General features: G+C 69.9%; 20 protein-coding genes and 1 pseudogene. 13 read left to right on the plus strand and 8 right to left on the minus strand.

Annotation, left to right across the window (positions count from 1 at the left end):
• Positions 1–91 precede the first annotated feature (91 nt).
• The gene (locus OG948_RS38045) at positions 92–667 is read right to left on the minus strand and encodes a hypothetical protein (protein WP_406300524.1); all 576 of its coding nucleotides are present in this window, start codon (positions 665–667) and stop codon (positions 92–94) included.
• 2,225 nt (positions 668–2,892) lie between these two features.
• On the opposite strand from OG948_RS38045, the pseudogene OG948_RS38050 reads away from it, so the two are divergent.
• The 3 genes and pseudogenes from OG948_RS38050 to OG948_RS38060 form a co-directional block, all read left to right on the plus strand.
• Positions 2,893–3,705, plus strand: a pseudogene (locus OG948_RS38050) (S1 family peptidase); the annotation flags it as partial.
• 93 nt (positions 3,706–3,798) lie between these two features.
• Positions 3,799–4,074, plus strand: a complete 276-nt coding sequence (locus tag OG948_RS38055) for a proprotein convertase P-domain-containing protein (RefSeq protein ID WP_331773431.1) — start codon at positions 3,799–3,801, stop codon at positions 4,072–4,074.
• A gap of 594 nt (positions 4,075–4,668) precedes the next feature.
• Complete coding sequence (locus OG948_RS38060; protein WP_406300525.1) at positions 4,669–5,190, plus strand: hypothetical protein; 522 nt, start codon at positions 4,669–4,671, stop codon at positions 5,188–5,190.
• A 596-nt stretch (positions 5,191–5,786) separates the two neighbouring features.
• Here OG948_RS38060 and OG948_RS38065 read toward each other — a convergent pair.
• The 4 genes from OG948_RS38065 to OG948_RS38080 form a co-directional block, all read right to left on the minus strand.
• Complete coding sequence (locus OG948_RS38065; protein WP_331769545.1) at positions 5,787–6,086, minus strand: DUF6342 family protein; 300 nt, start codon at positions 6,084–6,086, stop codon at positions 5,787–5,789.
• Between the two features lie 412 nt (positions 6,087–6,498).
• Positions 6,499–6,936: a hypothetical protein gene (locus OG948_RS38070; RefSeq protein ID WP_406300526.1), complete on the minus strand. Its 438-nt coding sequence runs from the start codon at positions 6,934–6,936 to the stop codon at positions 6,499–6,501.
• A gap of 367 nt (positions 6,937–7,303) precedes the next feature.
• Positions 7,304–8,845 carry a hypothetical protein gene (locus OG948_RS38075; protein ID WP_331769547.1) on the minus strand — a complete coding sequence of 514 codons (1,542 nt, stop codon included), beginning with the start codon at positions 8,843–8,845 and terminating at the stop codon, positions 7,304–7,306.
• Positions 8,846–8,863: 18 nt separating this feature from the next.
• A complete protein-coding gene (locus tag OG948_RS38080) occupies positions 8,864–9,862 on the minus strand; it encodes a hypothetical protein (protein ID WP_331769548.1) in 999 nt (332 codons plus the stop codon).
• 16 nt (positions 9,863–9,878) lie between these two features.
• Here OG948_RS38080 and OG948_RS38085 point away from each other — a divergent pair, with 16 nt between their 5' ends.
• Positions 9,879–10,229, plus strand: coding sequence for a hypothetical protein (locus tag OG948_RS38085; protein WP_331769549.1), 351 nt, complete (start codon positions 9,879–9,881; stop codon positions 10,227–10,229).
• 249 nt (positions 10,230–10,478) lie between these two features.
• Here OG948_RS38085 and OG948_RS38090 read toward each other — a convergent pair whose 3' ends face one another.
• Positions 10,479–11,783: a M48 family metallopeptidase gene (locus OG948_RS38090; RefSeq protein ID WP_331769550.1), complete on the minus strand. Its 1,305-nt coding sequence runs from the start codon at positions 11,781–11,783 to the stop codon at positions 10,479–10,481.
• A gap of 172 nt (positions 11,784–11,955) precedes the next feature.
• On the opposite strand from OG948_RS38090, the gene OG948_RS38095 reads away from it, so the two are divergent.
• The 9 genes from OG948_RS38095 to vanX all read left to right on the plus strand — a co-directional run bounded on the left by OG948_RS38095 (position 11,956) and on the right by vanX (position 20,274).
• Positions 11,956–12,258, plus strand: a complete 303-nt coding sequence (locus OG948_RS38095; RefSeq protein ID WP_331769551.1) for a hypothetical protein — start codon at positions 11,956–11,958, stop codon at positions 12,256–12,258.
• A 194-nt stretch (positions 12,259–12,452) separates the two neighbouring features.
• Positions 12,453–12,887, plus strand: a complete 435-nt coding sequence (locus OG948_RS38100) for a PH domain-containing protein (protein ID WP_331769552.1) — start codon at positions 12,453–12,455, stop codon at positions 12,885–12,887.
• Between the two features lie 192 nt (positions 12,888–13,079).
• Positions 13,080–13,775, plus strand: a complete 696-nt coding sequence (locus OG948_RS38105; protein ID WP_331769553.1) for a response regulator transcription factor — start codon at positions 13,080–13,082, stop codon at positions 13,773–13,775.
• Complete coding sequence (locus OG948_RS38110) at positions 13,756–14,907, plus strand: sensor histidine kinase (RefSeq protein ID WP_406300527.1); 1,152 nt, start codon at positions 13,756–13,758, stop codon at positions 14,905–14,907. The genes OG948_RS38105 and OG948_RS38110 overlap by 20 nt, the downstream gene beginning before the upstream one ends.
• A gap of 133 nt (positions 14,908–15,040) precedes the next feature.
• Positions 15,041–16,027 carry an endonuclease/exonuclease/phosphatase family protein gene (locus OG948_RS38115; RefSeq protein WP_331773433.1) on the plus strand — a complete coding sequence of 329 codons (987 nt, stop codon included), beginning with the start codon at positions 15,041–15,043 and terminating at the stop codon, positions 16,025–16,027.
• A gap of 121 nt (positions 16,028–16,148) precedes the next feature.
• On the plus strand, positions 16,149–17,339 hold the full coding sequence (locus OG948_RS38120; protein WP_331769554.1) for a peptidoglycan bridge formation glycyltransferase FemA/FemB family protein: 1,191 nt from the start codon (positions 16,149–16,151) through the stop codon (positions 17,337–17,339).
• Between the two features lie 214 nt (positions 17,340–17,553).
• Entirely contained in the window at positions 17,554–18,531 is a 978-nt protein-coding gene (locus OG948_RS38125) for a D-isomer specific 2-hydroxyacid dehydrogenase family protein (protein WP_331769555.1), read from the plus strand.
• A complete protein-coding gene (locus OG948_RS38130) occupies positions 18,524–19,618 on the plus strand; it encodes a D-alanine--D-alanine ligase family protein (RefSeq protein WP_331769556.1) in 1,095 nt (364 codons plus the stop codon). Before OG948_RS38125 ends, OG948_RS38130 begins: the two co-directional genes overlap by 8 nt.
• Positions 19,615–20,274, plus strand: a complete 660-nt coding sequence (gene vanX, locus OG948_RS38135; RefSeq protein WP_331769557.1) for a D-Ala-D-Ala dipeptidase VanX — start codon at positions 19,615–19,617, stop codon at positions 20,272–20,274. Before OG948_RS38130 ends, vanX begins: the two co-directional genes overlap by 4 nt.
• Before the next feature lie 143 nt (positions 20,275–20,417).
• Here vanX and OG948_RS38140 read toward each other — a convergent pair whose 3' ends face one another.
• Positions 20,418–20,621, minus strand: coding sequence for a hypothetical protein (locus OG948_RS38140; RefSeq protein WP_331769558.1), 204 nt, complete (start codon positions 20,619–20,621; stop codon positions 20,418–20,420).
• Between the two features lie 170 nt (positions 20,622–20,791).
• Entirely contained in the window at positions 20,792–22,276 is a 1,485-nt protein-coding gene (locus tag OG948_RS38145) for a glycosyl hydrolase family 18 protein (protein WP_331769559.1), read from the minus strand.
• Between the last annotated feature and the right edge of the window lie 175 nt (positions 22,277–22,451).

Genomic DNA, 22,451 nt, shown 5'->3' on the forward strand with positions numbered 1-22,451 from the left:
GGCGGGTCCGGCCGCCGCGCCGGGCCGCAGGGGTCGAGCGCCACCCCGGCCCCTGCGGCGTGTCTGCGAGCGGCGTTACCGCCCCGGTGGTCTACTTCCCCGCGGCGGCCGGCGGGGCCAACTTGGCGAGGACACGGCCGTCGGCCGTGTAACCCGTGATCACGGGCGATGCGCCCTGGCGGGTTTCCTTGTCACGCCTCACGGCCGGGCCGTCGACGTAATACACGGCCCAGCCCGGGGTGCCGGCGAGCGTGACCACCTGCGCTTCGAGGGTCTCGCCGGCCACCTCCACCGTGACCTTGGCGAGCGCGCCCGAGCCGCGGTAGGCACCGGTGTACAGGACTCCCCCGCCACCGCCGAAGACACGGGCGTTGATCGAGTCCCGCCCGAAGTTGTCGCTCAGGACCTGCTTGGCCTGTTCCTGGGCGGGACCCTTCTCGCCCGGTGCCAACGGCGTCGTGACCACGTGTCGACCGTCGGTTGTCAGCCAGATGGTGTTGCCGAGCCCGTCGGTGATGCGCTGTCCGGGCGCGACCACCCGGGGCGGGGCCGAAGCGGGCGCGGGGGCTTGGGCGGACACGGGCACGGCCGCCCGCGACGTCGCGGGGACGCCCGCCCCGGCCTTGGCCGCGTTGCCCGAGCCCGAGTTCCCGGAGGCGAAGGCCACCCCGCCGACGGCAACCACCGCCGCCGCACCGACGACGGCCGCTATCGTCCGCCTGCTCCGCCGGCGCCTGCGTGAAGGAGTCGCCGCGTTCATCGAAGTCATCGAGAGTCTCTTCCGATCATCAAAGCCGGCAGTTCACATGCGCGTGGGTCGCAACCCGGCGACCCACGGGCGGCCGGATCGTCGATCCGACCACCTCTCTGACGGCAACCAGCGCCGGATCGTTGCCCGAGGCAGGACTCTTTTTCGAACACCGCTTCCCGTTCGACCTGCCCGGGTGGCCGCACCGAATACGTCGCGGCGACGTGCGTACGCACCGGCATCGACGTCACGACAGCCGCCGCCCGGCGCGGTGCTCGCCCGGACCTCCGCCGGCCGTCTCGCGTCCGACCGGCATGCTCGGATCCATTGTCCTTCTCGCTCGGCAGGCGACAGGAGTCCACCCGGGCTCCGTAGCGGTCCTGCCGGGACGAATCCATCCACACGCCGAGCCACTCGGGCGCCGGGACGGCGATCGCCTCCCATGCGGCGCGCCGGGTCTCACCCACGAACTCCAGGGCGTTCAAGTCCCTTACCGCCGTGAGCACATGTGTGGAATCGGTGCGCTGCCGGCTCTCGGCCGCGACCGGTTTCAGCTCCCCGACCGTTCCGACAGGAGGTCCGGAACCTTCTCCTCCAGGCCGTGGGTCAGGAGCCGGTCACGGAATCCGGTCAGGACGGTGAAGTCGACGCGGGGGTCCGCCAGTTCGAGGTCCGCAAGTATTTCCGGTCGATCCCGGCCCGCACCGCATGCGCGCTTGGCGGTCGGTCGGGTTCTCGGCGAACTGCGGCATGCAGACCAATGCCGGCTGCCCGGGCGAGACACCCGGACGGCCCCCGGAACCCGAACGCCGACCTGAACATCTCATCGTCGAACACCGGGCCGAGCGCGTCCCGGACCCGCATCGCAAAGCACCCTCGGAAAAACGCCACGCGCGTGGTTCGCACGTTGCACAGCAGCCTCGGCACCGCAGCCCCATCGAATACGAAGCCGCACTCGCGACCTGATCACCACAGCGACGGTGTCGGTCGAAGCGGAGCAAGCTCACAGCGCCCCGCGCACCGGCCGACCCGGGTCGACTCCCCCCGTCTGGCCCTCTGCCGCAGCTCGGGAACGACAAGGGTTTTCCCCGATTCGCGCCGGGTCACCGATGGCTAGCGTTTGGTAGCGGTACCCCTCGACTTCACGTACCGAACACGTCCCCCGTCCCGAAGCACCTCCGGCGTCAGGAATCGGAAGTCAAGCGCGGTTTCCCGTTCAACGCGCGGTCGTCCCTCCGCACCTTGATCCGTGGTTCGCTCGTCAGACTCCCCCCGGAGCGACCCGACGCCGTTTCCGGCCGACCTTCGGCCGGCCCCTCCGCGCACCCACACCACCCCGCGTGTGCGCGGCTCGCGCACCGAGTCGGGTACTGCGGCGCAGTGCATCGATTCCGATCCATCGCGACGGATACCGGCGGCCACTACCGACGGTCTCCGGTCGACACGCACTGGAACACATCCCTCCGGCGCCGGCGAAATCCGGCGCCCTCGTGAGGAGGTACCCGTGTGAGACGTAAACCCTGTCCGTCGTCACCGCTGCCTTCACCGCTGCTCTCGCGATGGTCGCGGTGACCTCGAATCCCGCGGTCGGCGACAAGGCACCGTCGTCGGCCGACGCTCGTACCTCGGCGGAATACGGCGTCCTCGGGGTCCAAACCCCATAACAGCGCAGCGCGGTCGCCGCCGCGGGCATCCCTCGTCGACGGCGTCGAGGACGGCCGCCTGCTGATCACCGCCACCCCGACCGAGGTCCGACGGATCCTGACCGTCGACATGGCGCTCTACCTGGTGAAACTCCCCGGCGACGGTCACGCCGGGAAGGTCACCGTCCAGCACCTGCCGGCACCTTCCGGCCGGACCCACGACAGGCCGTACGAGTCGTGAACGGTGTGCGCGTCGCACGCCGTACGCGCCCTCCGCGCCGTCCACTTCCTCGCACCGAGCGCGGGCAACACCCGTGCCCTCGTCGCGGTGCGTCGGCTCCACCGAACCACTGCTCCATCGCCCGGAGTTCGCTCCCCCCCCGGGTGGCTCCCACAAGCGTTTCCCCGGTCGCGACGCGGGGTCCATTCGGTTCCACACCCCGGCTTTTACAACCCGGTTCCGGATCCACGCGCTCCCCCATGCGGATCGAAAGGAAGAAAATGGTGAGTAGGCATTCTCTGATCAAGAGGCTCCTGGTGGTCTCCGCCGCCGTGACGGCGATCGCCGCCGGCGGCGCGGGGCAGACGATCGCGTCGCCCACCCCGCCGCCCTCCAACCCGGGCGACGTCACACCGCACATCGTCGGTGGCACCTCGGCCGCCCAGGGCGAATTCCCCTGGATGGTACGGCTGTCCATGGGCTGTGGCGGCACCATGTACACCGACCAGATCGTGTTGACAGCGGCGCACTGCGTCAACGGATCCGGACCCGACTCGAGCATCACGGCCACCTACGGTGTGGTGGACCTGAACAGCCCGGCGGCTGTCAAGCGCACGTCCGTCGAGGTGCTCAGCTCCCCCACGTACGACACCCCCACGGGCGGTGACTGGGCGCTGATCAAGCTTGCCAGCCCGATCCCCGGCGCTGCGACCATGCAGATCGCCACGAACAAAACCTACGACAACGGCACCTTCACCATCGCCGGTTGGGGTGCCGCCGTCGAGGGCGGCGGACAGCAGCGCTATCTGCTCAAGGCCGACGTCCCGTTCGTGACCGACGCGACATGCAAGGCGTCGCCCGGGTACTCGGGCTTGATCCCGGCAGCCGAGATCTGCGCCGCGTATCCGCAGGGCGGCACGGACACGTGCCAGGGCGACTCGGGCGGGCCGATGTTCCGCAAGGACGCCGCAAACGCCTGGATCCAGATCGGGATCACGAGTTGGGGTGTCGGCTGCGCCCGACCGGGCCGACCGGGCGTGTACACCGAGGTGAGCACCTTCGCCACCGCCATCGCGCAGGGCGCATCCGAATTGGGGGGAGTCGATCCCCCGGACGGTGAGACGTTCGAGAACACCAACGACGTCGCGATCCCGGACAACGGCGGCGCCGTGTTCAGCGACATCGCCGTGACCGGCGTCGCGGGCAACGCGCCGGCGACCCTCAAGGTCGGCGTCGACATCAAGCACACCTGGCGCGGCGACCTGACCGTCGACCTGGTGGCCCCCGACGGCACCGCCTACCGACTCAAGAACTCCAGCGGCAGCGACTCCGCCGACAACATCATCACGACCTACACCGTCGACGCCTCCAGCGAAGTCGCCAACGGCACCTGGCGTCTGAAGGTCCAGGACGTCGCCGCCGCCGACACCGGCAAGATCGACTCCTGGAAGGTCACCTTCTAGTCCGGCGGGATCACCTCCCGACGATCCTTCCCGATCTCCCACGACCACGTTCCGGGGATAGCCCGCCTTCCTCGGCCTCAACGCCCTCCACGCACAGCGTGGGCCAGGGCAGTACCGATCCAGGCTCGGCTCGGCCCGACGCGGTTTCCCGCGCCGGGCCGAGCCGAGCCGCACGTCGTAGAGCGAGCGATCCGGCGCGCAAACCCCGCGGCGACACAACGGGTGCCACCCACCGGCGGCATCGATGCCGGACACACCCAAAGGCCAGGTTTCGGAAGGGACTTCCCACACCTGCCAGGAGCAGACGATGTCCGCCCACGTCGCCGGGCCGGCCGGAACGGCAGGCCCGGCGACAGCACCATCGGTAGTCCGGGCGGCTCCACTCACCTCCGTCGAGGCACGGATCGCGGCCGGTGGCAGCGTGGTTCGTACCGAATCGAGCGGGATCGGGAAGACCACCGTCGTGGACGCCGTTTGCGCGACCGCGACGACTCGCGGCGAGCGCGTGCTGCTGCGAGCCGGCCGGGCGACCGTCGCTGTGCCGTCGTGTCCGGGCCGGGATTCACGCAACCCCCGGCGTTCACCGAAGCGGTGGTGGACTACTCGACCGTCCTGCCGTTCACCGCCGTCACCGAATCCGAACGCACACTGCAGCAGAAGGTCGCCGGCGGGGCGTTCTACCGGGTCGACCGGCAGGTCAGCTACCACCAGGTCCTGTTCGAGAACAACCAGAATGGCGCCACGGATGTCGACCCCACCCAGGAGGTGACCCTGGGCGTCGACGCGTCGCAAGCCGACACCTTCAGCGAACAGACGTCGATCACCGGCGGGTACGAACGGGGATTCGGCATCAAGGACACCAACAAGCTCAACATCGGCTTCGCCGAGCAACTGGGCTACGCCACGACGACCGACGTCGGCATGCTCATGACCGAGACCACCACGCGCGACCTGCCGGTGGGCGCCGGGTGCGTGGGGGCCCTGTGGACCAGCTACCACCGCATCTGCCCGGTCCGCTACGACGGCACCCACCTCGTCGCCGACGACGGACTCGGCTTCGACGCCAACAGTTCCATCACCAACACCACCTACCCGGCGCCCGCCGTGCGGCCCTGAGACAAAACACGGCGCGGCCAGGGCATGGTGCGTGACGCGCGGCGGGTGTGAACCCGAACGACCAGTGCAGGCGCGAGGGGCCGGGTCAGGAGCGGTGTCGGACCAGACCCACTCGAACGAGTGGCATCCCGACCGTGCGGCGTGCGGTGTACGGCGGGAGACGGATTCGCCGGCCGGGCGTGGCCCGCCGCTGTCCTCCCGGCCGCGACGACCCCGCGCGGGCGCTGCCTGCGGGTAACGCATGCGCGACCCGCGCAGGTCACCGGAGTCACCCGATCGCAACCGCCGCGCGGGCTGGGGCCGTTGTGTTCGGCGGTCGCCGACCGTCGGCGACCCGATCATCGTGATGGTGATCACGATGGACCGGCACGGATGCCAGGCGCCGAGCGTTCCCGGCCGTCGCGGGCGGACGGTGGGGGTGGCGGCGGGCCCTGCCGCCACCCCCACGGCCCTTCGGGCACGCGTGCGCACCCGGTGTGGTTCATGCCTCCCCGGGCCTCATCGGTGGCGACGTCGCCGGGTGTCGGTGAGCGAGCCGGTGTGTCGCCGCGTGTGCCGTGCCGATGTGGTCGGCTCGGAGGCGGATGTGTCGTTTCCTAGTACGACAAGTCCGTCTGGTCCGTGAACACCTTGCCGCGGATGTGCAGGTTTCCCTCGGAGTCCAGGACGGCGATGATCTTCTTCGCGGATCCGTGGTGGGTGGTGAAGTAGATCTTGTCCGCCTCCTGGGAGGAGGAGTAGTTCGTGTTCACCGACAGTTCGATGCTCACCGGCGAGCTGATGAGCACGTCCTTCTTGTCCGTGCCCGGGTAGACCTGGTTCTCCCGCAGCTTGATCCGGGCGTGGGTGTCGCCCTCGTCCCAGTCCGATGCCTGTCCGAGATCGATATCCGTCATGAGGCTTCCTCTCATGTCCCCGGCGGACGTGTCCCTTCTCGCGGGCCGCGATCGTTTCCGTGCGAAGCCCGACGGGACGCGCCCGCCCTCCAGTGAAGAGCCTTGCCCGGCCCGGGCAACACCGTGGGGCGCCCGGGCCGAGCACGAACGTACACAGACGGGCCCCCCGAGTGGTACCGGACTGCGCATGTTTGGCTCGATTGCTGAATATCGGCTGCTTTTCGGTTACCTCGACGTGAATTGACACGTGTCGTACACCGAGGCGAGGCCACCCGCGACCCGCCCCACGACGGCGCCGGCGACAGGACTGTGCACAGGTCCGTCGTGAGCACGTGGCAGCGCCGGCCGCAGTGTAATCGACAACCGTCGTGTCCAACGGGCCGAAGCGTCCGGAAAACGACCCTGCCGTCGCTCAGGACCGCCGGCGGGAGGCCTCGTCGTCCGGGGTGTCCGGGCCGGCGAAGTGGAAGGGAACCGAAAGGTGGGCGGCGAGGGTACCGCCGGCTCGCTCGGCGGCCACCGCTGCCGGGTGGCGCGGGTGGTGGCCCGCGTCCTCGCCGAGGTACCGCCCGGCCGTGGACCGGTAGACGGTGGCCATGTGAGCCTCCCCCTCGGGGTCGGCGGTGATGGCCGGCAACCGCACGAAATAGTCGTGAACGGTGTCGCCGTCCCAGATTGCCTCGATCGCCACGATGCGGCCCGCGCACCCGGCCGCCCGATAGGCCAGGGACTCCAGGTCGCGGCGTTGGTCTCGGCGATGGAGGGCTGGGCGGGCATGCGCGGGATCACCGGTCCCGCCGGGGGCGCGGGTTCCGCCGGCCGGCGTCGGGGCGTCCTCGACGGCGGGCAATGCGGGCGGCGGCTCGCCTTGCGCGGGAGCACCCGTGCCGGCCGTCGGAGAACCGGGAGCCGTCGCCCCCGCCGTTGGGGGGCCGACCGCGTCGGGGCCCGGTGCCGGCGGTGTCCTCCCGGTCTCCCGTGCCGCTTCCGCGCGGGGGTGGCGATCCTGGGCCTGCGTGCACGCGGCCGTCACCAGGACCGTGCTTGTCGCGACGACAACGGCCACGATGCGTCCGGTCACGGCACCGGCACCGATACGCCCGACGCGTCGCGCGCGGTTCATGACATGACTCTTTCGATGGACGAACTCGGCGTATCCGCCGGGGAGATCATGCCGAGTACGAGCGCAGGAAGCGACAGGGATTCCGCTCCCCTGTTCAGCCGACGTCGTGAGGCTCCTCCTCGCCGTCGCCGTCGGGGTCGACGCCCTGGTTCGGGACGCCCGCCAGGCCGTCCACCGCGGCGGGCTCGGCAGCCGCGGGCCGGTCCGAAGACCTTGCGACGAGGACCATCCGAACCCTGTCCATCGAGGAGGCCGCGCCGGCGGGGCGGGGCCGGGGGCCGGAGGCCGGGAACAGCGACGCGACGCCCTTGCCGGACGGCCGCCGTGCGGTGGGGGCCGCGACGGGAGGCGTGGTCGGTGGGCGGTGTCCAGGCGGGGCGGCCGGGGCCTTCGGGTCGGGCGCCGAAGCGGTGGGTCGCGCCTCGGTGGCCGGAGTCCGCCGGCCCGAGACGGTGTCGCCGGATGCGTCTGCGGAGGGCGGGAGGAACGGGGATGGCGGCGGGGGCGACTCCGGCGGTGCGGGTGGTACAACACCGAGCCCGGGCCAGGTATCGCGGACCTCGTCCAGGAAGGCGCGGTGGTCGGTGCCGTGCGCGTACGCGGCGGCGCACAGGGCGTCGAGGGCGGCCTGCAGGGAGTCCGGCTCGGCGGCGCCGAGCAACGCCGGCAGGGCGAAAGCCTGTTGGAGCGCGTTGTGGGTGGTGCCGTTCGGGAGGGTGATCGTGGTGCGTGGAACATTCGGGTCTTCGAGCAGGCGCCGCCACAGCTCACCGGAATCGTCGAACGGCGCGGGCAGCGGCAGGCCCGCGTGCAGCGCCGCCAACGCGGGAGCGATCCAGTCGACGTCGGCCAACCCCGCCAGGGCATAGGCGCGATGTGCCGCCCAGCGCGCGATCTCGCGCTGCGTCCCGTCGTCGACGCGCGCGATCGCGTGGACCAGGTGCACGTCGAGCATGCGCATCCCGTGCACGTTCCCGCCCACCCGCCGCAACCGCTCCGTCGGCAAGCGGCCCGCCCACTCGCGCAGTTCGTACTCCCGGATACGCTCCGCCCGCGCGCGGGCCTCTTCCTCCCGGGCCGCGCGCGCTGCCGCGGCCCGCTCCCGGGGCGTCGGCGGCGGTGGTCGATCCCGGGCGACCCTGTGCCAGTACGCCGCCTCGTCGCTCGTCTGCCCGACCACGCGGTCCGGTTCCACGGGCGCGGGCCAGAACTGCAGCAGGTAGCGGTCCACCGGCGGCTCACCGATGGACACCACGCCGTGGGCGCCGGCCTCGTCCATCCCCACCGCGCAGTACCGCACCCGATGGTCGACCGGATCGAGTTCGAACTCGCACGCGTCCGCATCGCCCCACTGCGCGAGCCGCACGGTGCGGGTCCGCGGGGTGAACGGGGCCTCGACCACCTCCTCCCACCGCCCGTCCACCGCGGGCGGGCCGTCGTGGACCTCGATGGTCAGCCCCACACTGCCGGTGTGCATACCGGTGACCAGGAACAGGAACCCCTCCACCGCGGCGCCGCACAAGCCGTTCGCCTGCCCCGCCCGGTGATCCCCCTCGATCGCCGCCCCTTGGACGCGGCTGTCAACGTACATCTGCGAGTACGCCACCCGCACCGAACCCTCGAACACCGTCCGCACGAACACTCCCCCGAAACGTCACCGGCCCCCACGTCCTCGACCCGGGCCTCCCGGCGTCATGCTGCCGCACGGCACGGACAACACGCGCACAAGGGCACCGGCACTGGCTCTCCCGGGAACGTCCGCCCACACCCGGCGAGTTCGCGGCACGGGGGGTGTGCAAGACGCCGTGCCCAGCGGAGAACACCCGATCACGACGCCGCCGACAACAAGCTTCGGCGTTTCGCAACACCTCGTCTCACCCCGTGTGCAAGAACCACCGCAAAACGCAGGACGATCGACGGTTTCCCGCGGACCGGGCGCCACCGATCGACGCCCGCGTGTCCGCAGTTGCAGAGCCGACTGGGCGATGCACGTGCCCGGAACCCCATTCGATTCGCGGGGCAGGACCGGCGCGGCGGCCGGTCCCATCCGCTTCAGGCAGGCCAGGACCTGGTTCGAGGTCGCGTCGTTCTTCGCCCAGGCGGCCGACAGCGTGTGTACGACGAGGTCGGCCTCGGTCTCACCTGTGATGTCCCACAGCGCCGCTGCGGCGTGGACACGGGCCCACCCGTGTCCGTCGCGGGACATGGCTCGCAGCCGCGGCAGCACGGCTCGGGCGGGCGGGCCGATCCGGCCGAGGACATCGATCGCCTCGTCGTCTCGATCGCTGTCGAGCAGCCTCTCCAGCCGGGGCACGACGTCGGCCGGGTCGCGTTCGAGCGCCCACAGAACGGCGGTCGCGAGCGCCCGCACATGCACGTCCGGTGCGTCGGCCAGGGGACGAACCACCCCCACGGCCGGCGCGGCCTCGGTGCCGAAGGACGCGAGCGCGTCCAGGGCCGCAGCCGCGGTGCTCCACTGCTCGTGGCGGACCGCGGCGCCGGCGAAGTCGGTGATCACATCGACGGCCGCCGGGTCGCCCAACTCGGCCAGGGCACAGACGACGGCGCCCGCGCTCATGGCGGACCGTTGCCGCGCGACGTCGATGCCGGCGAGGCGGCGGACCAGCCGCGGCACCAGTTCGTCGGCGGCCACGCCCTGGATCCGGCCGGTGGCGCTGCGCCTGGACGCCGAGGGCGTCGCCCTGCCGCAGGCGCTGCGGCGCAGGCCGCGGGTGGTGGCCTGGGCGGACGTCGAGGCGGTGGTCTCCTGGCGGGTGCGCGGCGGCAGCCACTGGGTCGGCGTCGTCGCCACTCCGGAATACCGCCGCCGGACCGGCCTGGACACCCGGCGCGGCGGTCGGTGGATGGACGACGCCATCGGCCTGCCGATCGCCTGGACCACCACGACATGGGACGGCCCGCCCCACGAACTCAAGGCCATGATCGCCGCGTTGTGGCGCATCGCCCCCGAGACCCCCTGGATCGACGCCGCACACCACAACCCCACCCCACCCCGCTGAACACCGGAGGCCCCGGCCCCGTCCGCGCCGGTGGCCAGGGGCCACCGGCACACACCCCTTCGAGAACCCATGCGACACCATCGACCGGCAGCCGGGCCCGAGGGGATCCGGGACGCTACGGCAGCGTCGCAGTCAAACAGGGGTCTCCTACGCCCGTTCCCGCGGTTTCGCAGCGGTCGTCGTGGATCACCGGCGATGGTGATCGGGATATCGGAGAAGGCAGGGGGAGCCTGAGCGAGCCCAGGGTCGTCACGGCGCCGGTCGGTCCACCCGATCGCGGATGATCCGGCGTGCGGTTGCGGCGCGGACGTCGGCGAGTTCGGCCGCCACCGCCGCCCAGATGCGTTCGTCGACGGGGACGACCCCCTCGAAGCGTTCGCCCTCGAGCGCGTGTCGCCGGCGCAGCCGGGTGGGCGGGTGGGTCGCGTCGACACTGTGTCCGCGCAGCGCCGCGACCCGGCGCAGTCGTTCGTACTCCCGTTCCGGGATTCGCGCGATGTGTGCGGCCAGGTCCTCCCACAACGTGTGTTCGGGGACGGTCTCGCCGCGCCGCGTCCCGGGTCGCCCTCGGGTGTTGGCCGCGACCGCCCGTCGGTGCAGTTCGGTGCGTACCGAGCCTCCGACCAGGAGCCGGTCCAGGAGTTCGACGACCGCCGCCGACGAGGCGACCCGCGCGGCGGTCCGGTCGGCGAGGTATTCGGCGCGCTGAGTGGCGCGCAGCGTGAGGTGGTCGAGCAGGGTCAGCATGCCGTGCACCGCGGCCCTGGGCGGGAACAGCACGATGTCCACCAGGCCGGCGGGCCCGCGCTTCCCGCTCGGGGCGAGCAGATAGCGCCAACCGTCCAGGGAACGCAGGGCGTTTCCCACGACGAGCCCGTGTCGGCTGTCGCCGTTCGCGTAGTGGGCGAGTTCGTGGCCCAGGAGCGCGACGCGCTGCCTGGGGGTGAGGATCTCCCACAGGCCGAGCCCCAGACGCAGGACCCGGCGCTGCCGCAGGCCGAAGGTTCGAACGCTCGCGTTGACGTCGGCGTCGACCTCGACGACGTGCACTCCGGTCGTGTCGGTGGCCGCCGCGACCTCGTCGATCAGGGCGAACAGCTGCGGCGCGTCGGCCCGATACAGGGCCGACACGTTCTTGTCGAGGGCGCCCAGCCGCGGGCGCAGCGTCAGCGCCGCGAGCAACAGCACGACGCCGAGCACCGGTTGCACCCCGGTGGACCAGCCGAGCACGACCAGCAGGAGGCCGCCGACGGCGAGGCCGAGGGTGATCCCGTGCACGGCGAGCGCGGTGGTGAAGGCGAGCACGGCGTAGCCGTCACGGCGAGGACGGGCGGCCGAATCCCGCAGTACGTCGGCGAACAACTGCTCCGCGTGCAGGCGTGCCGAACGCCTGCGCAGTTCCTCGATGCGCCCGTACCCGGGTTCACGGCCGCCGGGGTCCACGTTCCAGTCGCAGCGCGCGCACCACGTCACGAACCGCGCCTCGACCGGCATGTCCGCCCCGCAGTCCGGACACGGTTTCGCGTTTTCCACCGACGTGTTTCGTGTTTCCATGATCCCTCCCCCGGCGGCCCCTCCCCAGGGCCACCCACCCCGCCGACGCGGTGACGCCGGCCACGCAGGGTAGCGCCCCGCGGCGAACTCCCGGACGGGGGGCCGTGGTCGGCCGGCATCACCTTGTGGAGTGCGGTGGTTCGACCACCCCGGTCCCGTCTCGCCCGGTCCCGTGACGGGTGGGTGCCGACGAACCGAAGAAACGCCCCGTCGTCGTGCACGCCTGCTCCCGCTTCTCGCGACTGCACCCGAGTCAACGGCACACTCCACAGGTCTTCCCGAAGCACCCGCCATCGCAGTAGCCGAGCCGCGTCGGTGCGACTTTCCCGAACCGATCGCCCTGATCAAGGCGCTCGACGCCGAACTCCGCGGCGACCGATCCTTCGAGAATCTGAAGAAGCACCAGACCTCGCTGATCCGCACCCGGGACCTGATCAACACCTGGATGCAGGGCCACCCCGACTACTACCGCTGATGCTCCGCCGCACCGGTCGCCGGATGATCACGGCATGGCTGTGCAGTCACGACCCCCACCCCGACGATCATCGACGCGGTCGGGAAGATACGCGAGTGGATGATGGCGCGGACGCCGTCACTCGATGTTCTCCCGTCTCATCGCGGCTCGGGCCCTCGCCCGGGTCGCCCGCCCTAAGGGAAGGGGCCCCAGGAATGAGTCGTTCGGTTGTCCCGGAGACTTTGCACAGTCCATGGCGGGGGTATCAGGTCGGACTGGGCTCGGTGCTCGCCTTCACCGGTCTCGCGACCTTCACGTCTCCTCACATCAGCAGTTACGTCGTGGCTGCGGGTCTTCTCGCGGTCGGGCTCTGGTGTGCCGTGCAGGCCTCCCGCAGTGGAGTGCTGATCTCACCCGAGGGGTTGGTCCACCGGGGCATGGGCTCGAGTCGGTCGATCGCGTGGGAGGAGATCGCCGACATCCGCATCGAGTCGGCCGCGGGCAAGGGCGGTCCGTCGAGCATGACGGTTCTCGTGCTGGTCGACGAGACCGTCGTGGAGTTGCAGAGCCTGGCGGGATACCGGGGGCGTTCGGACAACGCACGGGTGGAGTGCCAGACCGCCCGTCTCCGGGAACTCTGGTTGCAATAGGCAGTAGCACGTGGCGAGTTCACCGGGGCGAGCGAGCGGTAACGGAGCGTTGGTCGGCATCGTCCCGTTGGAAGGTCCGTCGCCGACAATCGCCTGGCAGGTCGTGGCCCGTTGTCGAGGCCGCGGCAGGTCGCCGTCCCGTCTGCGGTTTTCAATACGATGACAATATCTCCGAGCTCGTAGCCTCGGAGCATGCGTGTGTTGATCGTCGAGGACGAGCCCTATCTGGCAGAGGCCATCCGCGCCGGCCTGCGCCCGGAAGCCATTGCGGCGGACATCGCAGGCGACGGCGACACCGCGCTGGAGCTGCTGAGCATCGATACCTACGACATCACCGTCCTCGATCGGGACATTCCCGGGCCCAGGGGTGACGAGGTCGCCAGGAGCATCGTCGGCTCCGGCAGCGGCATGCCGATCCTCATGCTCACCGCAGCCGACCGTCTCGACCACAAGGCCACCGGGTTCGAGATCGGCGCCGATGACTACCTCACGAGGCCGTTCGAGCTTCGAGAACTCGTCCTCGGGCTGAGAGCACTCGACCGCCGACGTGCGCACAGCAGGCCGCCCGTGCGGGAGATCGCGGGTCCGCGGCTCGACCCGTTCCGCCGGGAGGTCCACCGCGACGGCCGCCATGTCGCGCTGACCAGGAAGCAGTTCGCCGTACTCGAAGTCCTCGTCGCCGCCGAAGGCGGTGTCGTCAGCGCCGAGGACCTGCTGGAGCGGGCCTGGGACGAGAACACCGACCCGTTCACCGACGCCGTACGGATCACCGTCTCGGCCCTGCGCAAGCGTCTCGGTGAGCCCTGGATCATGGCCACCGTGCCAGGCGTCGGCTATCGCATCGGCACGGCCTCCGGCACCGGACACGATGGGCAAGGCCGTGGATAGCCGCCGGCCCGGTGTGAGCGTTCGCGTCAAGCTCACCCTCAGCTACGCCGGATTCCTCATGCTGGCCGGCGCCTTGCTGATGGCGGCGGTGTGGGTGTTCCTGCTGAGTTACGTCCCCGACCGCGCGATGCTCATCAATCCCGATGACAGGCCCCAGGGTGGTGTTTTTCCCGTCCGGTCCGTGCTTCTGGACGTTTTCGCTCCCAGAGCGGCCGCGGTACTGGCGTTCCTGCTCGTGTTCGGTCTCGTCGGCGGGTGGATCCTCGCCGGCCGCATGCTCGCTCCGCTGACCCACATCACGGACGCCGCCCGCAGGGCCACCAACGGATCGCTCTCCCACCGCATCCGGCTGCCGGGCCGCGGGGACGAGTTCCGCGAACTCGCCGATGCCTTCGACATCATGCTGGAGCGGCTCGAAGCACACGTCGCCGAGCAGCAGAGGTTCGCCGCCAACGCCTCGCACGAACTGCGCACTCCGCTGGCGACCACGCACGCTCTTCTCGACGTGGCCCGCAACGATCCGCACCGCGACGTCGACGAACTCGTCGAGCGCCTCCGCGTCGTCAACGCCCGAGCAATCGACCTCACCGAGGCGCTGCTCGTGCTCAGCCGCGCCGACAAGCAGGCCTTCACCCGGGAGCCCGTCGACCTGTCCCTGCTCGCGGAAGAGGCCGCCGAGACACTGCTCCCACTCGCCGAGAAGCACGGGGTCACCATCGACACCTCCGGTGACCTCGCCACGGCTTCCGGGTCACCGGCGCTGCTGCTGCAGATGACGACGAACCTCGTGCACAACGCCATCGTGCACAATCTGCCCGAACCCGGTTCCGTGTGGGTCCGCGCCGGCGTCCGCTCCGGGAGCGCGGTACTCACCGTCGAGAACAGCGGCGAGAAACTCTCCCCGCAGTTGGTCTCGACCCTCACCGAACCGTTCCAGCGCGGCACCGGGCGCATCCACAACGACCACGCCGGGGTCGGCCTCGGCCTGGCCATCGTCCAGCGGATCGTCCACGTACACGACGGATCCCTCACCCTCGCCCCGCGCGCAGACGGCGGCCTGCGCATCACCGTTCACCTGCCCGTCCCAGCACCGCATTCCGCCGAGCAGTCGAGGAACTTGATCAGTGAGTGAAGGATCAGTGAGTGAAGTAGGAGAAGACGTCGCGGGCGCGCGGCAACAGGTCGAAGCGGACGGGCGCGTCGAGAGTGTCGCAACCACCCGATCCGCCGAAACCACCGAGAAGCGCTCGGTCGTCCACCGGGCGATCGGCAGCCTGTCCCGGCCGGGGCCGTGGAAACGCGGCCGAGTGCTCGCGGCGTCGGCGCTGCTGCTCGGTCTGCTTCTGCCGCTGCACGCGCAGATACCGAACCGGATCGGGAACATCGGCAGCCTGGTGGAGACCTTCCTGCCATGGTTCGGCGTGTTCGTCCCGGTGCTGCTCGCCGCGGCCCTGTGGCGCCGGTCCGCCGTCGCGGTGGTCGCTCTGCTGCTGCCGGTCGTGACGTGGGTGAGCCTCTTCGGCGGGCTGCTCACCGACAGGTCGCGCCCGGGCGGCGACCTCACCGTGGTCAGCCACAACGTCGATGCCGACAACCCCGACCCCACCGGCACCGCCCGCGATCTGGCCGCCTCCGGTGCGAGCCTGCTGGCCCTCGAGGAGATCGCGACGCAGGCGAAGCCGGTGTACGAGAAGGAGCTGGCGACGGCCTACCCGTACCACTCGGTGCAGGGCACCGTCGGACTGTGGAGCAAGTTGCCGCTGTCGGACATCCGGCCGGTCGATATCGCGCAGGACGTCGGGCCGCTGGGCGAGTCCAAGCCGGTCGCCGTCGAGCCGGCCGACAACCGGGCGCTGCGTGCCACGGTGGCCACCGACCACGGGCCGCTGGCCGTGTACGTGGCCCATCTGGGATCCGTACGCGTGAATCCCAGGGGAGGCTACGGAACGGAGACCCGGAACAGGAACGCCGAGGCGCTGGCGAAGGCCGTCGCCACCGAGCAGAACAAGCGGATGGTTCTGGTCGGCGACATGAACGGCACCATGGACGACCGTGCGTTCGACGGCATCACCTCGCGGCTGCGCTCGGCCCAGGACGCGGCCGGGAACGGCTTCGGCTTCAGCTGGCCGGCGAAGTTCCCGATGGTACGGATCGACCAGATCCTCACCCGGGGCGTGGAGCCGCGGAGCTCATGGGTGCTGCCGGCCTCCGGGAGCGACCACCGGCCGGTGGCGGTCCGCGTCGGCTGGTGACCGCGTCCCGCAACGGTACGTGCCGAACCCGAACAGGACGCGCCGAAGGTCGCGGAACATATCGCCGCCGTATCGAAAACCGCATACGCGCCCGCTACACCACATTGCCTTGACTGGCGGCATGTCCTACAGCGAACCGGTACACACAGCAGCCGGAACCCGGCGGCACTCGGGAACGGGCGCCTCGGGCGGGCCTTTGACCGTCCGGCCGATCAGCTCCACCGAGCACTTGGCGTTCGTACGGTCCCGACGCTCGACCACCTTCCTGCAGACGCCGGCCTGGGGCCGCGTGAAGACCGAGTGGCGCAGCGAGTCCCTCGGCTGGTTCGACGGCGGGCAACCGGTCGGTGCCGGACTCGTCCTGCACCGACGGGTGCCCAGGCTCGAACGGTTCACGCTGGCCTATCTGCCCGAGGGCCCGGACATCGACTGGACCGGCGATCTCGGCGTGTGGCTCGACCCGCTGGCGGCCCGGCTCAAGGCGCACGGCGCGTTCGCGATCCGGCTCGGCCCGCCGGTGCGCACGAACACCTGGAGCGCCGCCCAGGTCAAGGAGGGCGTCGCCGACCCGGGTATCAGGCGGCTCACCGACGTGCCCGGCCAGTGGTCCGACCCGGTCGGCGCCCGGGTGGCCGACTGGCTCAGGGCTGCGGGCTGGCTGCCGCAGAGCCCTCGGGACGGCTTCGGGGTCGGGCATCCGCAGTTCAAGTACGAGCTACCGCTGGCCGGCAGGACCAGGGACCAGTTGCTCGGCGGAATGAACCAGCAGTGGCGCCGCAACATCAAGAAGGCGGCCAAGGAGGGAGTCGAGGTCACGGTCGGTACGGTCGGCGCGGACCTGAGAGCGTTTCACGACCTCTACGCCCACACCGCCGAGCGGGACCGCTTCACACCCCGGCCGCTGGGCTACTTCGAGACCATGTTCGCCGCGCTGAGCGCCGAGGATCCCGAACGGATCAAGCTCTATCTGGCCCGCCACCGGGGCGACTTGGTCGCCGCCGCGATCCTGGTCCGCGTCGGTGCCCACGCGGTGTACTCCTACGGCGCCTCCTCCACCGACAAGCGCGAGGTGCGCGGGTCCAACGCCTGCCAGTGGACGATGATCCGCGACTCGCTCGCGGCCGGCTGCGACGTCTACGACCTGCGCGGCATCACCCCCACCCTGGACGCCGACGATCCGCACGTCGGGCTGATCCGGTTCAAGGTCGGCACCGGTGGTCGGGCGGTGCGGTACGTGGGCGAGTGGGACCTGCCTCTGCGGCCGATGGTCTACCGGGCCTTCGACCTCTACATGAGGCGCCGCGGACGATAGGCCCGACCAGCCGCAGGCGGCAGGCGGCAGGCGGCAGGCGGCAGGCGGCAGGCCCAACTACACCTGCTGGGCGACCACTTCGTCGAGACGGACCCCGGGACGCCTTGACGAGTCGCCCGGTGGGTTAGGCCACCGGTCAAGGCGCCGCCGCGTATCGCCGGTATATCGAAATCCACATACGTTCCGACAACGCTACACAGCCTTGACTGTACGCATGACCCACAGCGAAACACATCGCATCACCGTCTATGGGTGTGACCCCGACGAGGCCGTATTGTTCCGGGAGTTGGCGCCTCGCTTCGGTGTGACGCCGACCATTACGGACGCGCCGGTATCCGAAGGCAATATCGAGCTGGCAGCCGGAAGCCGGGCCATCAGCGTCGGCCACAAAACTCCCCTCGCCAACACCGCTCTTCTTGGGCTCGGCCAAACCGGCGTGATGTATGTCTCCACGCGGAGCATCGGCTGCAACCACATCGATGTGGAATACGCGGACAGCATCGGCATCACGGTGGAAAATATCAGCTACTCACCGGACAGCGTGGCCGACTTCACGTTGATGTTGATGCTGATGGCGGTACGCGACGCGAAATCCATCATCCGGCGCTCGGATGTCCACGATTACCGGCTGAACGAAGTGCGCGGGAAGGAACTGCGCGATCTGACCGTCGGTGTGATCGGCACCGGACGCATCGGCGCCGCGGTCATGGACAGGTTGCGGGGCTTCGGTTGCCGCATACTCGCCCACGACAGTCGCCCCAAGGTCCCCGCCGAATACGTCCCTCTCGACGAGTTGCTGCGGCAGAGCGATCTGGTCACGCTCCACACGCCGCTCGATTCGGACACACGTCATCTGCTGAACCGGCAGCGTATCGGGCAGATGAAACGGGGCGCGCTGATCGTCAATACCGGACGGGGGGCGCTCGTCGACACCGAGGCCCTGGTATCGGCACTGGAAAGCGGCAGACTCGGCGGCGCGGCATTGGATGTCGTCGAAGGCGAGGAAGGAATTTTCTACGCCGACCGCCGAACCCGGCCCGTGAAAAGCGAACCGCTGCTGCGGCTGCACGAGCTGCCGAATGTGCTCATCAGCCCGCACATCGCCTACTACACGGACCACGCCCTGCGTGACACCGTCGAAAACTCTCTCGCCAACTGCCTGAAATTCGAAAGCGGGAAGCGGCATGGATAAGCTGAAGGTCGCCATCATATTCGGCGGATGTTCCGAAGAGCACCATATCTCCATAAAGTCCGCGCAACAGGTCGCCCGGCACCTCGACGTCGAGAAGTACGAACCGTTCTATATCGGCATCACGAAGGACGGCGCCTGGAAGCTCTGCGGCGGCCCCGACACGGACTGGGAGAACGGAAACGGCCGTCCCGCCGCGCTTTCGCCGGACAGCACCGTGCACGGACTGCTTGTCCAGGACCAGGACCAGGACCAGGAGCAGGGACAGGGACAGGGACACGGGCGGGGACGAGGGCACGCGTGGTACGAGACGATCCCCCTGGACGTCGTCCTGCCCGTGCTGCACGGCAAGCACGGCGAGGACGGTGCGATACAGGGGCTGCTCGAACTCTCCGGCATCCCCTATGCGGGCTGCGATGTGCAGAGTTCCGCACTGTGCATGGACAAATCCCTTGCCTACACCGTCGCCGCGAGCGCGGGAATCGCCACGCCGAACTTCCGGACCGTCGCGGCGCACGAGACCATCGATCCCCACCGGCTCACCTATCCGGTCTTCGTGAAGCCGGCCCGTTCGGGCTCATCCTTCGGCGTCACCAAGGTGTCCCGGGCGGAGGAAGTGCGGAGCGCGGTGGAGACCGCGCGGCGGTATGACACGAAGGTACTGATCGAAGAGGCCGTCGTCGGCAGCGAGATCGGCTGCGCCATCCTGGGGAACGAACTCGATCCGATGGCGGGCGAGGTGGACCGGATCGCTCTCTCCCACGCATTCTTCCGGATCCATCAGGAGGATGCGCCGGAAACCGGTTCCGACAACGCGACGGTGATCGTTCCGGCCGACATACCCGCGGAGTCGCGCCTGCTCGTCCAGGAGACCGCCATGGCCGTATACCGCGTCTTCGGGTGCAGGGGTCTCGCGCGGGTGGACCTGTTCCTCAAGGAGGACGGGACAGTGGTCCTCAACGAGGTGAACACCTTCCCCGGCATCACCTCGTACAGCCGCTATCCGCGCATGATGGCGGCCGCGGGCGTACCGCTCGGTGAAGTGCTCGATCGCATCCTGTCCTTGGCCTTGACGGGGAGGACCCGATGAAGCACGACTTCGTCTTCGTGGACGAACTTGCGTCCGCAACAGCCGGAACGGGTGGAACGGGCGGAACGGGCGAAATACGCTGGGACGCCAAGTACGCCACCTGGGACAACTTCACCGGCAAGCCCGTGGACGGGTACCTGGCCAATCGGATCGTCGGCACGAGGGCGCTGTGCGAAGGACTGGACCGAGCTCGCCGAAAGGCCGAATCCCTGGGCTTCGGCCTGCTCCTCTGGGACGGCTATCGCCCGCAGCGCGCCGTCGACTGCTTCGTTCGCTGGTCAAGGCAGCCGGAGGACGGCCGCACGAAGGCGCGGCACTATCCGAACATCGGCCGGGCCGAGATGTTCGAGCAGGGATATGTGGCCACCCAGTCGGGCCACAGCCGGGGCAGCACCGTTGATCTCACACTCTACGACCTGGCTTCCGGCGAGATCCTCCCCATGGGCGGCAGCCATGACCTGATGGATTCCATCTCGCATCACGGAGCACAAGGGATCACGCAGACCGAAGCGAGAAACCGCCGACACCTCCGTACCCTCATGGAAACCAGTGGTTTCAGCGCATACGACTGCGAGTGGTGGCACTACACGCTGACCGACGAACCGTACCCGGACACGTATTTCGATTTCCCCATCACCTCCCCATCCCGTAGGTGAGCACGCCGAAGGGGCGGCATACCCGACACGCCGTCGAAATACGCCGCCGCAGAGGCGGATGAACTGCCCGAAGCCACCCGGGAGTTACCTCGGGCAGCGGTTGAACACCGACTTCGACCGGAAGCAGCCGAGCACCGCTGGACTCAGGCACCCGAAACCAGGGAGATCCACCGGTTCTTCCCGATCTCGGCGCCGAGCGGTGGACCGCGCGGGGTCTTGTTGGTGATGTAACCCCCGTACTGCGGCAGATAGGCCCACCACTGGTTGGTGTACGACGCGATGATGATCTCCTCGCCCTGGGTTTGGCAGCCGACCAGGACCTCCACACCGGCGGGGAGGGTGGTCACCGGCGACGATCCCGTGTTGGGACCGCTTCGCACGCGCACACCCGTGCCCCGGATACCCACCGCCCCCAGACGTCAATCGGGTGGCCCCGATCTCGGCGAGCAACGGGGGCAAGGTCGCGGTCGGCCCCGCCGGGTCCGACCGCGACCTTGCCCCTGGTGGGGCGGGTGGGCTATCCCAGTCCGCCGTTGAGGGCGGCGGCGAGTTCGCCGTTCTCGGTGTCGCCGCTCAGCTCCCAGAAGAAGGCGCCGCCCAGCTTCTGTTCCTTGGCCCACTTCGTCTTGACGGCGAGGCTGGCCGGGGTGTCGTAGCCCCACCATTCGTTGCCGCAGTGGCCGTACGAGGTGCCGCCGGCCAGGCCGGTGGCGGGGCAACGAACCTTGAGCGCGCGGTAGCTCCCGTCACCCGACGCGGGCGCGGTCGCGGTCCCGCCCGGTTCGCTCTGGGTGACGCCCGTCCAGCCGTGGCCGTAGAACGGAATGCCGAGCAGCAACTTCTTCGCGGGTACGCCCTTCGCCCGCAGCTTGGCGATGGCGTCGGCCGAGTTGAAGTTCGGCACGGGGATGCCCGGGTACGACGTCAGCGGCGAGTGCGGGGCGGTCGGGCCCTGTGCCATCCACGGCCCGAAGAAGTCGTACGTCATCACGTTGTACCAGTCCACGGCCCCCGAGGCGCCGCCGTAGTCGGCGACGTCGAGCCTGCCGCCCGGGGCGGCGTCGGCCGTGATGGCGGCGGTGACCAGGTTGCCGGTGCCGAAGCGGGCACGCGTGGCGTCCAGCAGGGTCTTGATCGACCCGAAGCCGCTCGCGTCACAGGTCAGACCGCACGCGTTCGGATACTCCCAGTCCAGATCGATGCCGTCGAACACGTCGGCCCAGCGCGGGTCTTCGACCACGCCGTGGCACGACTCGGCGAACGCGGCCGGGTTCTGCACGGCCTCGGTGAAGCCGCCGGACCAGGTCCAGCCACCGAACGAGTAGAGGATCTTGATGTTCGGGTACTTCTTCTTCAGCTCGCGCAACTGGTTGAAGTGGCCCTTCAGCGGCTGCTCCGGGGTGTCGGCGACCCCGTCGACGCTGTCGGCCGCGGCGTAGGGCCTCTGGTAGTCGGCCCAGGGGTCGCCGACCACGCACTTGCCACCCACGACGTTGCCGAACGCGTAGTTGATGTGGGTGATGTTGCGGGCCGTGCCGGACGTGTCGATGTTCTTGGCCAGGTAGGGGCCCCAGTTGGTGAAGTAGCCCAGCTTGATCTTCGCTTCGCCGGTGGTGCGCACCTTCAGGGGGGCGCCGGCGGGACCGACCTGGTCCCTCGTGTCGCGCGCGACGACGGTGTAGGTGTAGCCGGTCCCGCTGTTGAGGCCGCGGTCGACATAGGACGTGTGTCGAACGGTGGCGACCTTGACGCCGTCGCGCAGCACGTCGTAGTTCCGCACGCCCCGGTCGTCCCAGGCCGCGCGCCACGAGAGCTTGACCGACGTGTCGGTGACGTGGCTCGCGTGGGGCCTGCCCGGCGCGGTCGGCGGCCGGTCCCTGCCCCAGCCGGAGCCCCGGTCGGACGTCTCCGAGCCGCCGGCGCCCTCGGCGTGGGCCGGCCCGGTCAGGCCGACGATGGCCCCCAGGGGCAACAGCAGGGCCGTGAGCAGAGCGATGAGCATACGACCGCGCCTGGTGCCCGGCCGATCGGGGTCTCGCGGGTGCGTGACGTGTCGTGCGGTGCCTGTGCTCAAGGGAACTCCTCGAACTCGGTCCGAACGTGCGGGGGACGCTGCGCCGCCACACAGGCGCGTCCTGAGCTTCGACACACCCGTCGCGGCTGCATGAGCCTAGGAA

Source organism: Embleya sp. NBC_00888, from assembly GCF_045207655.1.
Taxonomy (GTDB): Bacteria; Actinomycetota; Actinomycetes; order Streptomycetales; family Streptomycetaceae; genus Embleya.

What these genes read in the sequence shown, in the direction of transcription:
- OG948_RS38065 (WP_331769545.1), bottom strand. Translation starts at nt 6,086, where the DNA reads ATGACGGATATCGATCTCGGACAGGCATCGGACTGGGACGAGGGCGAC.
- OG948_RS38090 (WP_331769550.1), bottom strand. Translation starts at nt 11,783, where the DNA reads ATGGAAACACGAAACACGTCGGTGGAAAACGCGAAACCGTGTCCGGAC.
- OG948_RS38100 (WP_331769552.1), top strand. Translation starts at nt 12,453, where the DNA reads ATGAGTCGTTCGGTTGTCCCGGAGACTTTGCACAGTCCATGGCGGGGG.
- OG948_RS38105 (WP_331769553.1), top strand. Translation starts at nt 13,080, where the DNA reads ATGCGTGTGTTGATCGTCGAGGACGAGCCCTATCTGGCAGAGGCCATC.
- OG948_RS38110 (WP_406300527.1), top strand. Translation starts at nt 13,756, where the DNA reads ATGGGCAAGGCCGTGGATAGCCGCCGGCCCGGTGTGAGCGTTCGCGTC.
- OG948_RS38120 (WP_331769554.1), top strand. Translation starts at nt 16,149, where the DNA reads ATGTCCTACAGCGAACCGGTACACACAGCAGCCGGAACCCGGCGGCAC.
- OG948_RS38125 (WP_331769555.1), top strand. Translation starts at nt 17,554, where the DNA reads ATGACCCACAGCGAAACACATCGCATCACCGTCTATGGGTGTGACCCC.
- OG948_RS38130 (WP_331769556.1), top strand. Translation starts at nt 18,524, where the DNA reads ATGGATAAGCTGAAGGTCGCCATCATATTCGGCGGATGTTCCGAAGAG.
- vanX (WP_331769557.1), top strand. Translation starts at nt 19,615, where the DNA reads ATGAAGCACGACTTCGTCTTCGTGGACGAACTTGCGTCCGCAACAGCC.
- OG948_RS38145 (WP_331769559.1), bottom strand. Translation starts at nt 22,276, where the DNA reads ATGCTCATCGCTCTGCTCACGGCCCTGCTGTTGCCCCTGGGGGCCATC.